The sequence below is a fragment of the Formosa sp. F44 genome, from assembly GCF_056238645.1.
The window spans coordinates 605,133-619,538 of record NZ_JBWDLJ010000001.1 but is presented as its reverse complement, the minus strand read 5'-3'; the positions used below and the strand labels follow the sequence as shown (position 1 = coordinate 619,538).

Here is a 14,406-nt window from a genome sequence, read left to right as displayed (position 1 = left end):
CATAAATACCGTCTCTCCTGTTACACGAAATTAACAGTTCCATATTTAATTTGAAACCATTTTATTTCTAAAAACAACGCATTTAAGAAATAGTCAAATCCTATTGGCTGAATACAATTGCCCGTTTACTTAAAAGTCGCCCCCATTAATTGATTGCAACAAATTCATGTGTTTGTAATCTTTAGTTTTATCCAACAAACTGAGATTATTTTAAATCGATTCAATTAACAATCAAGAAAAACACAAAAAATGAAAAAAACAATCAGAACATTAGTATTCACAACTTTGGCAATTTCTTTATTTATAGGTTGCTCTAGTGATGAATCTTCTACGAGTAGTGACTCAAGTTCTACCGACGACACCACAAATCAGGGCGATGATAATGATGATGATGATGATGATACTGTCACAGAATTACACGCTGCCTTTGAAGCATTTAATACCGAAGCTACCACTATTTATTTGGACGGATCGAAAGTGGTCATAGAAACTACAGGTTTACCAGATCACGAAACCGTATACTGGGGAGAAGGCAATGAATTATACAGAGAAGAATCTGATGTAGCCACCACGCCGTCAATTATGTCTAGTAATAACAATGCCGTAACAATTACCGTAGATGCGACTCCTGATTTAACCGGAAATGCAGTAGATACAGAATTAAACACCATAGGTATCGCAGTTAGTGGTGCTTCAATATTTAACGACCAAGAAGGTGGTGGTGCTTTAGATCAGGCCGCTGCTAGTTTAGATTGGACCGGGGCTCATATTGGCCCAGGCGTTTATCATTATCATTTAGAACCTGTAGCATTTACAGATGATGACGATAGCTTAGCTGGAATTCTATTAGACGGTGTCTTTCTATACGGTAGAAAATGTTTTTCTACAGGCACGTATCCAACAGATTTAGACGCGTCTGGAGGACATACAACTGCAACGCAATACACCGATGGCGCAGAAGAATACCATTACCATATTATTAACGAAATATACTCGACTACAGGATCGTATTTAGCTTTTGCAGGTCCGTTCCAAGGTTATTAATTCATGAAAACATATTATTTTATAGCTGTGTTCTCTTTATTCTTTTTTATTGGCTGTAATCCCAAGACAGCCAATAAAAAAGAGATTTCTACTAATGCTTCTTTAGACATTAACAGCATGGAAGTTTTAAAATCAGATTTAGTTTTAAATCAAGTGGAAGGCCGATGGTATTATAAAAACAAACCCTATTTTGGTTATTCAGTAGCCTATCATTCTAACGATACTTTGGCAGAAAAAATAGGATTTGTAAACGGAAAAAGAGAGGGCATAGCTAGAAGATGGTCCGACAAAGGTATACTTAGAGTCGAATTATTTTACAAACACAACCGTTTAGACGGCACGTATAAAACGTGGTGGGATAACAGTGTTCTGTCTTCGCAAACCTATTACGAAAATGGCGTAAAACAGGGTTCTGAAAAAGAATGGTATCCTACAGGGCAATTGGCAAAACACAGACAACTTGTTAATGGAAAAGAGAACGGATTACAAAAGGCTTGGTTAAAAAACGGAACCTTATATGTAAATTATGAAGCCAAAAACGGACGAATTTTTGGTATGAAAAGAGCGAATTCATGTTATAAACTAGAAAATGAAGTTATTAAAAAAGATAAAAAATTATAGACCTTTATTAGGCCTACTCCTAGTATTTAGTACCAGCTGTAAAACTGATCAAAAAAAGGAAGAGATTATAATTGTAGAAACGAGCAGAGTCGATTATCTTCCATATTACGAAGATGAGTCTTTTACCCCAAATTGGATAACACCAGGTTCTGAAGAAGAACAGACATTTCACAAAATTCCAGATTTTAAATTAGTGAATCAGTTAGGTGATACAATTACCCAAAAGACATTCGAGGATAAAATATATGTAACCGATTTTTTCTTTACTATTTGCCCTGGAATTTGTCCGCAATTAGCCGAAAGCATGCTAAAAGTTCAGGACGAATTTAAAGATGATCCTGATGTTCTTATGCTCTCTCATTCTGTAATGCCTTCAACAGATTCTGTTCCTGTTCTAAAAGCATACGCTAAATCTCATAATGTTATTAATAACAAATGGCATTTAGTAACCGGCGATAAAAAAGAAATTTACGACCTAGGCAGAAATCAGTATTTTGTAGAAAACGACTTGGGTGTACCAAAAAGTTTAGACGATTTTCTTCATACCGAAAACTTTTTACTCATTGATAAAAACAAACATATTAGAGGTATTTATAATGGCTTAAACAGAGCTTCTATAGCGCAATTAATAACTGATATTAAAGCATTAAAAACAGAGCAATTATAATAGTAAAGTATGTACCGTTTCTATGTTGTAAATAAAATAAAAACATAATATTCTATAAGAAAACGCTAAGACTCTAGTTTTAGCGTTTTCTTATTTTCTAAACAGTATTAACTATAACACTTCAGAATAAATACTATTGAAGACCTATTATCATCTAAAATTTTCTAATTAAGGAATAACCGTACAATTATTCGTAACTTTGTTTGCTTTAATTTAGGCAAAATTCTAGGTTAATATTGGAACCAATAACAGTGTAATGAATTATAAACACTTAGTAGAAGAGATAAAAGAAAATAGTCAGCGTTTTAAAAATAAAAATGCGGTTTATTTTAAGGACAATACGCATAATACATGGGAAGGCATATCTTGGTTAGATTTTGAGTCTCGAATAGAAATCTTATCTAAAGCCCTATTAAATTACGGTATTACAGAGCAACAAAACATCGCAATTTTCTCCGAAAACATGCCTAATTGGGTTATTGCAGATTGCGCAATAATGCGAGTTAGAGCTGTGACTATACCCATTTATGCTACAAATTCTAAAAAAGAAGTTGAATATGTCGTAAACGATGCCGAGGTAAGTTTACTTTTTGCAGGAGACCAAAATGAATATGATAAAGCCTACGAACTTCTTGAAAGCTCTAGCTATTTAAAACAAATAGTTGCTTTAACTAAAACCATTAAACTTCAACCAACAGGAAACTCTATTTATTTAGAAGATTTCATCGATTTTGAACCTTCTGAAGCGATTGATACCGAACTTCAAAAAAGGTATTACGAGTGTGACTACGAAGATATAGCAAGTATTATTTATACCTCAGGAACTACAGGAGAACCAAAAGGTGTTATGTTAGATTACACTAATTTTGGCGGATCTTTGGTTGGACATGATTACGAGTTAGACGTTTCAGAAAAAGACGTCTCGCTAAGTTTTCTTCCTTTAAGTCATATTTACGAACGTAGTTGGGTATTTTTCTGCCTTAAAAAAGGAATTGAAGTCTACTTTAACCAAGATCCAAAAAAAATTGTAGATGTTATTAAAGAAGTAAAACCTACTTTAATGTGTACAGTTCCTCGCATATTCGAAAAGATTTTTGCAGCCATTCAAGATAAAAGGAAAGAGGCTTCACCTACTAAAATGAAATTAGCAAGTTGGGCTTTAGGTATTGGAAATAATTACTATAACAAACACAAACGCCTAGAAAAGAAAGTTCCTGCTTCGCTTAAATTAAAATATAAAATTGCCGATAAATTAGTACTAAGTAAATTACGAGATGTATTTGGCGGACGTATAAAATTTATGCCTTGTGGCGGTGCACCTTTAGCTCCAGAAATGGTATCGTTTTTCCATTCGTTTGGTTTAAATATAAAATGTGGCTACGGTTTAACAGAAACAACCGCAACCGTGACGTTATTTGGAAATACGCACTTCGAATTTAATTCGGCAGGAAAACCCATAGAAGGATCTCAAATTAAAATTGGTCACAATAACGAAGTGTTAGTAAAAGGTCCCGGAGTCATGAAAGGCTATTATAAAAAACCAGAAGCTACAGCCGAAGTTTTTGAAAATGGTTGGTTTAAAACTGGAGATGCCGGTAAAATAGACGAAAAAGGAAACTTAATTATTACAGACAGAATTAAGGATTTAATGAAAACGTCTGGTGGTAAATATATAGCACCTCAAAAACTAGAAAATGCCTTAATTACAGATTCGTTTATAGAACAAATTGCAGTGATTGGAGACCAGCAAAAATATGTGACAGCTTTGGCTGTTCCTAGTTTTGAAAATTTAAAAAAATACGCGTTAGAGCATAAAATTAGTTTTAAAAATGCTGAAGACCTTATTTTAGATAATCAGATTATAGATCTTTTTGAGAAACGTTTCGAAGAACTTCAGAAAGAATTTTCAAAATTCGAAAAAATTAAAAAGTTCACCTTGTTACCTAAAGAGTTTAGTATAGAAGCTGGAGAAATTACAGCGACTTTAAAATTAAAACGAAAGGTAATCCATAACAAATATAAAGAGCTTATCGATAAAATGTATTCGGATTAAAACTGCGGTTTAATCGTCTTTCATAATTATTTTTCGATACTCTAAACATAAGATCAGTTAAAAATGGTCAAAATTCATGAAGCTTGGCGACAACTTAAGAGTCGCCAAAATGCTTCTAGAACATCCACTTCCCTTCTCTTTTAGAAAAGAACGATTTTATTTTTAAAGCCCAAACTAAGGAAGTAATTTAGAGCTCCGTATATTTCATTAATATGAATGTTCAAAATTTATAGCAAAAAATAGGGTTTCCTTTTTAGCCAAAACCAAGGGTTATTGTAATATTGTTATTTAAGAATCCGTATTGAAAACAACAGAACAAAATAAATCGTGTTGGACCATGTGCTTGGATTGCCAAGGACTTGGAAAAAAAAAGCGTAGAATCCGCAAACAAGATCGAATTCGATATCAGAATGCATTAGACGCATTTAATAAATCAAAACATCAGGAAAAACCACCTAAACCACTACAAACCAGTTATTATCCTTGCACGTCATGTCATGGATCTGGAATACTTCCTAATACATACCAACCTATTCCCGATACAGATAAATATCCGCATGTCGCTATAATTGGCGCAGGCATTGGAGGCGTAGCTTTAGCTGTCGCCTGTTTACACAGACACATACCTTTTACTCTCTTTGAGCGCGATTCAAATTTTAATGCTCGATCTCAAGGCTATGGTTTAACGTTACAACAAGCCAGCAAAGCGATGTCGGGATTTGGAATATTAGAACTAGAAGCAGGCATAGTATCCACACGTCATGTCGTACACACTACCGATGGTACTGTGATTGGAGAATGGGGCTTCAGAAAATGGATGCAATCAGAACCACAAACCACTGGAAAGAAAACGAATGTTCATATCCCCAGACAATCGCTCCGATTAGCACTTCTAGACCAGCTTTCGAATCAAGATACCGTGCAATGGGGACATAAATTAGTAGATTATAATATAACTGAAGGTCAAAAAACCGAACTTAACTTTCAGGTCGACGACCATATAATAACAACTACTGCAGATTTGGTTGTTGGCGCAGATGGCATCAGAAGCACAGTACGCGAACTCCTTATTGGCGAAGCTCATTCTCCATTACGCTATCTAGATTGTATCGTTATTTTAGGGATTTGTCCTTTAGAAAAGCTTAAACATATTGAAAGTGATTTATTAGATTCTGCCACTGTATTTCAAACAGCAAATGGTAAAGAACGCATTTATATGATGCCATTTTCTTCAGATTCTATCATGTGGCAACTCAGTTTCCCTATGTCAGAATCCGATGCCAAAGCATTAAGCTCGCAAGGATCTAAAGCCCTTAAAATAGAAGCTTGTAAAAGAACACTTTGGCACGCCCCTATTCCGGAGATTATGGAAGCCACCCACGACTCTCAGATTTCTGGTTATCCTGTATACGACCGTAAATTACTTACGACTGAAGAATTAGCACAAGAGCATCAAATCACCCTTTTGGGTGACGCTGCCCATCCTATGAGTCCTTTTAAAGGACAAGGAGCTAATCAAGCTTTATTGGATGCATTATCTCTAGCCAGAAGTATTACAAAGAGTTGTCTGTCTTCAGGTACATGGAAAACTGAAGGCCTCCGAAAACAAATACTAACCCCATTTGAAACAGAAATGTTAACCCGAAGTGCTTCAAAAGTTAAAGATTCGGCGGCGGCGGCACAGTTTTTACATTCAGACATTGTACTTCAAAAAGGGGATGCTCCAAGAGGAAGTGCGCTAAAACCTTAAACTATTTGGAGTCCTGTAAACCCCAGGCATCTAAACCTCTTAAAATAGCCTCAAGAGACAAGCCTCTAGCCGTTAATTTATACTCTACACGCGGTGGCACCACAGGAAATACTGTTCTTTCTACAAGACCATCTTTTTCTAATTCACGAACGGTTTGAGTAAACATTTTGTTAGAAATACCTTCAATATGTTTTTGTAAAATTCCCGAACGTAATCCGCCTTCTAATAAATGGAATAAAATGAGAGGTTTCCATTTGGTTCCTATTAAATTCATGGTATAATTAAGCGGACATTTAATTTCTTTTTTCAAAATTAAAATTTTATATTACTGATAATTAATATTTTACTCGTTTAGGTAACTATAATACTTTTTAGTATGTACTTGCCAAACACGCAAATATAGACTAATTTTGAAATCTAAATAAGATATTATGTCAACAAAACAAGATTATCCAAAATCATTTTCACATATTGGAATCACCGTTCCAGATATTCATAAGGCTGTAAAATTCTATACAGAAGTTATGGGCTGGTATACCATTATGGAACCCTCGACCATCAAAAAAGAAAAGGAAACTGCCATTGGTATCATGTGTATCGATGTTTTTGGTGAAGACTGGGAAGAATTTGAAATCGCACATTTATCGACTTCAGATGGTGTTGGTGTCGAAATATTCTGTTTCCCACACGGCGTAAAAGAAGCCCCAGAATTCAGTCCGTTTAACACAGGATTATTTCACTTTAGTATTCAAGATCCAAACATCGAAGATTTAATTGATAAAATAGTGGCCTATGGTGGTAAACAACGTATGCCAATTCGGGAATATTACCCGAATGAAAAACCATTTAAAATGTGTTATGTAGAAGACCCTTTTGGGATTGTTTTTGAAATTTACACCCACAGTTACGAGTTAACATATTCTTCAGGAGCATATACCAAATAGGCTATTGGATATTTTTATACATAAAGCGTAAGTCTTAACAGGCTTACGCTTTTTTATTCTATGACTGGGAGTAACATCCATCACTTGAATAGAGTACTATTTCTAGTTAAAAGCTATCAGTAAATCCTTGTTGATACATTTGTTTAAAACATTAGATTTTTCATATAAACACAGTCAAATTACAATATAATTAATATAATTATTACATGGAATTTGGTTAAATTTATACTTCATTTAGGCGTAAAAACACAAGATAAATCATACTGTTGAAGGTTATCCTATTTACACCTGTATAGCACTATAGTATTAGTATTTTAAACATCTATTTCATGAATACCAAAACAGAAATTTTAGAGTACGATTTTGAATCTTTATCACATAAAATACTACCTGGAAATTCCGATTATGAATGTGCTAAACACCATATAAAATTAAAAAGTACTTCGAAGTTCCATACCGAAGTTGGTACCATAAACGACAACGTCCATATTAAAGATATTTGTGTAGATGAGAATCGGTTTTTTAAATACCAAATTATAAAACCCAAAGGCCAAGCAGTGGCTAAAAACGTAATATTTTTGTTGCACGGTTTTAACGAGAGAGATTGGACTAAATATTTACCATGGGCACAAGCGATATGTATAGGTACTGGGAGCCACGTTGTTTTATTTCCGTTAGCGTTCCATATGCAACGAGCTCCTAAACATTGGAGTAGCAAACGAGCCATGTATATCCTAAGTGAAAACAGAAAAAAGCGTTATCCTAACGTGGTGCATTCTACCTTATCCAATGTTGCAATAAGTATGAGGTTGCATGCCATGCCACAGCGTTTCATTTATTCGGGGTTACAAACCTATTACGACTTTATTCAACTTATCGAAAATTTTAGATCAGGCTCTAACCCAGAAATTAGCAAAGATTTTAAGTTTGATATTTTCGGCTATTCTATAGGTGGTTTTCTTGCTCAAATTTTAAAATTAACCAATTACAACAATTATTTTTCAGATACCAAAATGTGTTTATTCTGTAGCGGTACAACCTTTAATCGCCTCTCTTCGGTATCAAAGTTTATTTTAGATAGTGAAGCCAATGTTGCGCTGTACTCTTTTTTAATTGAACATTTCGATAAATTTTTAAAGAAAGATGAGATATTGAGTCATTATATTTTAAACGACCATATGGAAGGAGAAGTCTTTAATTGTATGCTAGACTATCAGAAAAAAAGAGAATTTCGAGAAGGGCTTTTAAAAACCTACGAAGATCAAATTTATGGCATCACGCTAAAAAAAGACAAAGTCATCCCCTCTTTTGAAGTCATTAACACCTTAAAAGGAGCTTACAGAGATATAAATATAAAGGTAGATGAAATAGATTTTGATCGCGACTATACTCACGAAAACCCATTCCCTACCAATCCAGACTGTGAAGCTCAAATTATGAATGATTTTAATATGGTTTTCGACAAGGTTTGCGACTTTTACAATGCCTAAATAGCTTCAATATTCAATTCATCTCACAATTACACGTGGCTTAATTAATAATAAGTCTAGGCAAAATTCTGGCTGTAAATAATCAACTTTATTAGGACTATGGATGTTTACATTCATGTTCTAAAGAATGTTAAAATTATTTTAAAAAATCGATTGAGTTAAAAATGCCCTAGCGAAACCATTATTTTCATAAAAAAGCTATAATTATGAGAAAAAACAGACACTTATTACTCCTTTTTATTCTGATCTCGTTCGTTGCTTGTAAAACGAAGGAAGAAAAAGAAATGAAGGTTTCCGAAGAAAACAAAGAAATGATTTCCCAAAAACCTGCAGACACTGTGCAAACTGCCATTGGAGAACTTATTTTACCAAAACCCTATGCCACAGAATCTGTTAGAAAAGAAAATAATCTAGTAGATTGGCCTGAAGGTAAAATGCCAACTGCTCCTGAAGGCTTTACTGTAACAAAACTAGCCGATGGTTTTAATAATCCGAGATGGACTTATATTGGTCCGAATGGAGATATGTTTGTATGCGAAGCCAATACTAAAAAAAGCGCTGGGCGTATTACAGTTTTAAGAGATCAAAATAACGATGGTACAATAGAACTGCGAGAAACTTTTCTTGAAGAATTAAAACAACCGCTAGGCATGTTAATTATTGGCGAGCATTTTTATGTAGCCAATACCGATGGTTTATATAAATACCCTTACAAAGTGGGTCAAACCAAACTAGATGCCACTAAAGGTAAAAAGATTGTAGAGCTTCCTGCTGGTGGGTATAATAACCATTGGACGCGTAATATTATTACCAATTCTGCTGAAGACAAAATTTATATTTCCGTAGGTTCGGCAAGTAACGTCGGAGAATATGGTATGGATGAAGAAATTAGACGTGCCAATATTTTGGAAGTAGATTTAAACGGAGAGAACGAAAAAATCTATGCTAGTGGACTTAGAAATCCAGTAGGAATGGATTGGAATCCGGTTAATGGCGAGCTTTGGACCGCTGTAAACGAACGTGACGAAATTGGCGACAATCTCGTTCCCGATTATGTAACAAGTGTAAAAGAAGGCGGATTTTACGGCTGGCCATATGCCTATTATGGTTCTATAGAAGACCCTAGACTAGCTGGAAAAGCACCAGAATTGGTAGCTAAAACGCTAGTGCCAGATGTGTCCGTAGGACCGCACACAGCATCTTTAGGGTTAACTTTTTACGACAAAAATAGTTTTCCCGAAAAGTATAAAAATGGGGTATTTGTTGGACAACACGGATCTTGGAATCGTTCTGTACTTTCTGGATACCGTGTCGTTTTTATTCCTTTTAAAGATGGTAAACCAACTTCAGAACCACAAGATTTTCTAACTGGATTTATAGCCGAAAATAGTGAAACAGATGTTTATGGAAGACCTGTTTGCGTTACTGTAACTCCTGCAGGAGACTTGTTAGTAAACGACGATTCTGGTAACACCATTTGGAAAGTAAGTTACACCAACTAGAACTTTTAAAATCTAAAGTCAATCCCTTTAACTTTATGAAATTTACACCCTTTAAAATAATGGCGATTATTTTTATAATCGCCATTATAAATCCATTATATGCTCAAAATATAAACGGTAAAATATTTAATTCTGAGCACGCCCCTATTTCCGATGTTTCCATTGTATTAAACTACAAAGTGATTGCTAAAACAAATGCCGAAGGTCACTTTACGTTAACTGAACAGTATGAACTTCCTCTAAATCTTAAATTAGAGCATCCCGATTATTATATAAAAACCGTAACCTTATCGCAATATAAAAGCGATTTTCAATTAATTGCTTTAGATAAAACGGAAGATCTTGAAAAAGTAATTATTTCTTCAACCTATCAGAAAGAAAGTAAAGTTATAATTCCCACAACTAAAATATCGTCACAGAAATTTAATGAGTATAGCCCTACAGATTTAGTATCGGCTATAAATGAAACTCCAGGTGTCTATATTCAGAGTGGTGCATTAAACACCAATAGAATAGTAATTCGTGGTGTTGGTTCGAGAACATTGTATGGGACTAATAAAATACGTGCCTATTTTAATGGAATTCCAATAACCAATGGAACCGGAGAAACGGCAATAGATGCTTTTGATCCTGAAGATTTAGAAAATTTAGAAATTGTAAAGGGGCCAAAAGCGACACAGTACGGCACCAATTTAGGAGGTACCTTATTATTAAATTCTAAGACAGCATTAGAAGGCGAAACGTATATTAAAAATAATTTTACTGTAGGAAGCTATGGTTTAATCAAGAACAGCTTGTCGCTTGCAACCGCTAACGAAAAATTAACATTCAATATTAATTACGATCACTTAGAAACCGATGGCTTTCGTGACAATAGCAATTACAATCGAAACGCGTTTTTATTAACATCGAGTTATAAATTCAATGCGAAGAACGAGATTGGTGTTTTAGTAAATTACACCGATTATGATGCACAGATTCCAAGTTCAATTAGTAAATCTGCCTTTGAAGAAGATCCGTCGCAAGCCGCGTTTACTTGGGGATCTGCTCAAGGTTACGAAGACAATAAACAAATTTTAACAGGTATAAATTATACCCATCGTTTTTCTGAAACCTTTAGTAACACGACGTCTATATTTTACAGTTATTTAGATCATTACGAGCCGAGACCTTTTAATATATTAGATGAATTCACTAATGGTTACGGTGCTAGAACACTATTTGCAAAAGATTTTAAGTTTTTAGAATCTAACGCCAATTTAAGTTTTGGAGGTGAACTTTATAAAGATGAATACCATTGGAAAACCATAGAGAATCGTTACGAGGAAAATAATGGAAACGGCAGTTTAGAAGGTGAACTTTTAAGTGACAATATAGAAAAACGAAATAATTTGAATGTTTTTGCCACGGTAACTTTACCTTTTACTGAAAAATTAAAAGCGCAATTGGGTATAAACATGAATACTACCAACTATAATTTTAAAGATGAATTTAATTTGGACGAAAACAACAAAAATGCCGATCGTGATTTCGATCCTATTTTTGCACCCAACTTAAATGTGGTATATCAATTTACTCCAACTTTAAGTGCTTATGCCAATGTGAGTCGGGGTTTTAATTATCCGTCTATTGAAGAAACCCTAACACCCGAGGGTGTGGTAAACCCAGAATTAGGTCCTGAGACAGGCTTTAATTACGAAATAGGTAGTGAAATCTATTTGTTTAATAGTGCATTGCATATGCAATTTTCTGCTTACCTACTCGATATAGACAATTTATTAGTAGCCGATCGTGTTGGCGAAGATCAATACATTGGCCGAAATGCCGGTAAAACAGAACATAAAGGAATTGAATTGTCGGTTTTATACACCCATATGTTTTCAAACGGATTTTATATCACTCCTTATGTAAACGCAGAATTATCTGATAATAAATTTATCGATTTTGTAGATGATAACAATGATTATTCAGGAAATGAACTTACAGGAGTTCCAGATACTAAGATAAATGGTGGTATACATATTGGATTTAAAAACTTAGTTTTAAATACCAATTTTCTTCATGTTGGAGATATGCCTCTAGACGATGCTAACACCCTTAATTCCGATCCATACACCGTATTTAACGCAAAACTTTCTTATACTAAAGATATTACAGAGCACCTATTTATCGGACTTAACGCAGGTTTAAACAATTTTACCGACGAAAGCTACGCATCTTCTATACTTATAAATGCTGTAGGCTTCGGAAATTCGGAACCACGATATTATTATCCGGGCATGCCAAGAAATTGGTTTGGTGGTATTAAAATCGGATACACCATTTAAATTGCCAATCTTAAAAATGATCGAATAACTTTTTGTTATTCCTTTAATAAAACACCATCAGCTTCAAAACGATATTCAAATTTTGGAGCTGTTATGGCTGCGATCTGATCTTCAGATTCACCTGCATCTTCCGCGTAGTGTCTTAATTCTTCAACAGACGTTTCTGTAACGAATGCTTTACCGTTAATTACAACATCGCCCACTGCATTTAATGGCATAAAAAAACCATAATCTTTAAACTTTACCATGACGTCATTTTCTCCATCGATATCTAAAGTCATCCAACATCCTTTTTTAGGACACACTTTAATAATTTTTCCTTTCATTTTAGAATCAACCGTATCTCCTACTTTTAAATTTTGATACAGTTCTGTGATGCGCTCAGAGTCTAATACATCATCAACAGTGATTTCATCTCCAAACGATGCATAAATCATTTCTGGACCGTCCGCTTCTAAAGTGGATTCAGCAGTTTTAGATTTATTTTTACAAGACAAGATGCTCAAACTAATTGCTAAAAGAAAAATAATATGTTTCATAGGGAATGGATTTATTAATTGATTACAAATTTAAATAAATAAAAAGAATTTTAGCTTTTAATATTTAAACCAACAAAAAGCCATAGCAAAAACTGCTATGGCTTACTTATTAATAGAAAGGTGTAACTGAATACAGCTCAGTTTTTTGGAAAATAAAAAACATAAGATTATCTAAATATTAAGATTTAAATGTTACTGATTCGTAGGTTCTAGGCGTTTCGGCAGTAATAACCATAATTTCGCCTTTCGCTTCTTTTAAAGCGACTTGTAAATCTAGTTTCTTTACTGTTGGATTTTTAAAAGTTTTATAATAATACGCACCGTTTTTAGTGTCTGCTGCAGAAGTCCAAACGGTATACTCGGACATAGATGTGTTTTTTTCTTTCTGTTTTACAATTCCGATTGGAATATCGAAGTTATTTAAAATATGAAAGGCTCTAAACACACCTTCCTCCTCGTCCTTGCATGGCTCCGCCGCATTTACAAACGCCGATGCTCTTACAAATCGAGATGCCGAAGTAAAATCTCCTGGCAATCCTACCATTCCGGTTCCTTCACTTAAAGGCGCATAAGTTTCTCCATTTAATTTAATACCACCTACATTATCTGGAGTCAGATTAATATAATTTCTTAGATTAGTAAGATGCCAATCGTAAGATGGGTTATTCGTAATAACCTGTACTGTATTATCAAATATTTGCAAACCGTTTTTAGAGTATTCTATTATAATAGATTGCCCCGATTTATCGGTAACTGTATAATGAAACGGAGCCACGCCCTGAATTTGTTCCATAAAAGTCCCCACTACTGTAATATCTTTTAAACCAGCTTTTACTTCTTCAACGGTTGCAAAACTTCCTAAAACAAAATTCCCCATTTCTTCACTAGAGACAGCCTTAGATTGATTACTCGTTGTCAGTTCTTCATACACAGCATAACCACTAAAATAAAAGCTTCCTAAATATAATCCTGCTTCGTTAATACCGTCTACCACAATATGTTTCCCGACAGCATTCATACCGGCAAAGCCATATTTCGCTTTCATTTTATAACCATCCTTATTATTTACAGAGCTTAAAAAATTAATCAAAGTTCCTTTCGGAATAACTAGAATATTAGATTGCGGATCGAATCCAAACTCTAAAGTTCTCGCAGGAATAACACTTCCATTTTCTGTTCTAATAATAATTCCAGTACATCCAAAACTGACTTGTATACACAGAAAATAGCACACAAATAACAACGAAAAACCTTTTTTTACATTCATAACATTTCTAATTAGAAGCAAAATATAGATGCTATTAACGTACTAATACAGACATTGAAAAGCATTTTAATTTCACTTGGGTTGATTTACTCTAAAAATAAATGATTGTATTAATTTAACAGCACATATTGTAATATTTTAATTTTAAGAAATTACTTTTTGAATAAATGAATTAAAAGCCATGATTATTCATCAATTTTAC

12 protein-coding genes are annotated in these 14,406 nt (G+C 34.1%); 9 read left to right on the top strand and 3 right to left on the bottom strand.

Annotated elements, in window-relative coordinates; translation table 11 throughout:
• The first annotated feature begins 249 nt into the window (after nt 1-249).
• The 5 genes from AC0UBM_RS02430 to AC0UBM_RS02410 all read left to right on the top strand — a co-directional run bounded on the left by AC0UBM_RS02430 (nt 250) and on the right by AC0UBM_RS02410 (nt 6,135).
• Nucleotides 250-1,044 (top strand): YHYH protein, encoded by a 795-nt coding sequence (locus AC0UBM_RS02430; RefSeq protein ID WP_475687520.1) that lies wholly within the window; start codon nt 250-252, stop codon nt 1,042-1,044.
• 3 nt (nt 1,045-1,047) lie between these two features.
• On the top strand, nt 1,048-1,665 hold the full coding sequence (locus AC0UBM_RS02425; protein WP_475687519.1) for a toxin-antitoxin system YwqK family antitoxin: 618 nt from the start codon (nt 1,048-1,050) through the stop codon (nt 1,663-1,665).
• Entirely contained in the window at nt 1,634-2,332 is a 699-nt protein-coding gene (locus AC0UBM_RS02420) for an SCO family protein (RefSeq protein ID WP_475687518.1), read from the top strand. Before AC0UBM_RS02425 ends, AC0UBM_RS02420 begins: the two co-directional genes overlap by 32 nt.
• Nucleotides 2,333-2,588: 256 nt before the next feature.
• The gene (locus AC0UBM_RS02415) at nt 2,589-4,385 is read left to right on the top strand and encodes an AMP-dependent synthetase/ligase (protein WP_475687517.1); all 1,797 of its coding nucleotides are present in this window, start codon (nt 2,589-2,591) and stop codon (nt 4,383-4,385) included.
• Between the two features lie 337 nt (nt 4,386-4,722).
• On the top strand, nt 4,723-6,135 hold the full coding sequence (locus AC0UBM_RS02410) for an FAD-dependent oxidoreductase (protein ID WP_475687898.1): 1,413 nt from the start codon (nt 4,723-4,725) through the stop codon (nt 6,133-6,135).
• A 1-nt stretch (nt 6,136) separates the two neighbouring features.
• On the opposite strand, the gene AC0UBM_RS02405 is transcribed toward AC0UBM_RS02410, so the two are convergent.
• Entirely contained in the window at nt 6,137-6,409 is a 273-nt protein-coding gene (locus AC0UBM_RS02405) for a winged helix-turn-helix transcriptional regulator (protein WP_475687896.1), read from the bottom strand.
• A gap of 157 nt (nt 6,410-6,566) precedes the next feature.
• On the opposite strand from AC0UBM_RS02405, the gene AC0UBM_RS02400 reads away from it, so the two are divergent.
• From AC0UBM_RS02400 to AC0UBM_RS02385, 4 genes are all read left to right on the top strand, one after another.
• Nucleotides 6,567-7,079, top strand: coding sequence for a VOC family protein (locus AC0UBM_RS02400; RefSeq protein WP_414034726.1), 513 nt, complete (start codon nt 6,567-6,569; stop codon nt 7,077-7,079).
• A 329-nt stretch (nt 7,080-7,408) separates the two neighbouring features.
• Complete coding sequence (locus AC0UBM_RS02395; protein WP_475687516.1) at nt 7,409-8,569, top strand: DUF6051 family protein; 1,161 nt, start codon at nt 7,409-7,411, stop codon at nt 8,567-8,569.
• A 206-nt stretch (nt 8,570-8,775) separates the two neighbouring features.
• Entirely contained in the window at nt 8,776-10,071 is a 1,296-nt protein-coding gene (locus AC0UBM_RS02390; protein WP_475687515.1) for a PQQ-dependent sugar dehydrogenase, read from the top strand.
• 35 nt (nt 10,072-10,106) lie between these two features.
• Complete coding sequence (locus AC0UBM_RS02385; protein WP_475687514.1) at nt 10,107-12,398, top strand: TonB-dependent receptor family protein; 2,292 nt, start codon at nt 10,107-10,109, stop codon at nt 12,396-12,398.
• Between the two features lie 35 nt (nt 12,399-12,433).
• Here AC0UBM_RS02385 and AC0UBM_RS02380 read toward each other — a convergent pair whose 3' ends face one another.
• Both AC0UBM_RS02380 and AC0UBM_RS02375 read right to left on the bottom strand, forming a co-directional pair.
• The gene (locus AC0UBM_RS02380; RefSeq protein ID WP_475687513.1) at nt 12,434-12,937 is read right to left on the bottom strand and encodes a DUF4920 domain-containing protein; all 504 of its coding nucleotides are present in this window, start codon (nt 12,935-12,937) and stop codon (nt 12,434-12,436) included.
• A gap of 178 nt (nt 12,938-13,115) precedes the next feature.
• On the bottom strand, nt 13,116-14,204 hold the full coding sequence (locus tag AC0UBM_RS02375; RefSeq protein WP_475687512.1) for a linear amide C-N hydrolase: 1,089 nt from the start codon (nt 14,202-14,204) through the stop codon (nt 13,116-13,118).
• Nucleotides 14,205-14,406 lie beyond the last annotated feature (202 nt).

Excerpts from the sequence above, each read along its gene's own strand:
- AC0UBM_RS02430 (WP_475687520.1), top strand. The coding sequence starts at position 250 with ATGAAAAAAACAATCAGAACATTAGTATTCACAACTTTGGCAATTTCT.
- AC0UBM_RS02425 (WP_475687519.1), top strand. The coding sequence starts at position 1,048 with ATGAAAACATATTATTTTATAGCTGTGTTCTCTTTATTCTTTTTTATT.
- AC0UBM_RS02420 (WP_475687518.1), top strand. The coding sequence starts at position 1,634 with ATGAAGTTATTAAAAAAGATAAAAAATTATAGACCTTTATTAGGCCTA.
- AC0UBM_RS02415 (WP_475687517.1), top strand. The coding sequence starts at position 2,589 with ATGAATTATAAACACTTAGTAGAAGAGATAAAAGAAAATAGTCAGCGT.
- AC0UBM_RS02410 (WP_475687898.1), top strand. The coding sequence starts at position 4,723 with ATGTGCTTGGATTGCCAAGGACTTGGAAAAAAAAAGCGTAGAATCCGC.
- AC0UBM_RS02405 (WP_475687896.1), bottom strand. The coding sequence starts at position 6,409 with ATGAATTTAATAGGAACCAAATGGAAACCTCTCATTTTATTCCATTTA.
- AC0UBM_RS02400 (WP_414034726.1), top strand. The coding sequence starts at position 6,567 with ATGTCAACAAAACAAGATTATCCAAAATCATTTTCACATATTGGAATC.
- AC0UBM_RS02395 (WP_475687516.1), top strand. The coding sequence starts at position 7,409 with ATGAATACCAAAACAGAAATTTTAGAGTACGATTTTGAATCTTTATCA.
- AC0UBM_RS02390 (WP_475687515.1), top strand. The coding sequence starts at position 8,776 with ATGAGAAAAAACAGACACTTATTACTCCTTTTTATTCTGATCTCGTTC.
- AC0UBM_RS02385 (WP_475687514.1), top strand. The coding sequence starts at position 10,107 with ATGAAATTTACACCCTTTAAAATAATGGCGATTATTTTTATAATCGCC.
- AC0UBM_RS02380 (WP_475687513.1), bottom strand. The coding sequence starts at position 12,937 with ATGAAACATATTATTTTTCTTTTAGCAATTAGTTTGAGCATCTTGTCT.
- AC0UBM_RS02375 (WP_475687512.1), bottom strand. The coding sequence starts at position 14,204 with ATGAATGTAAAAAAAGGTTTTTCGTTGTTATTTGTGTGCTATTTTCTG.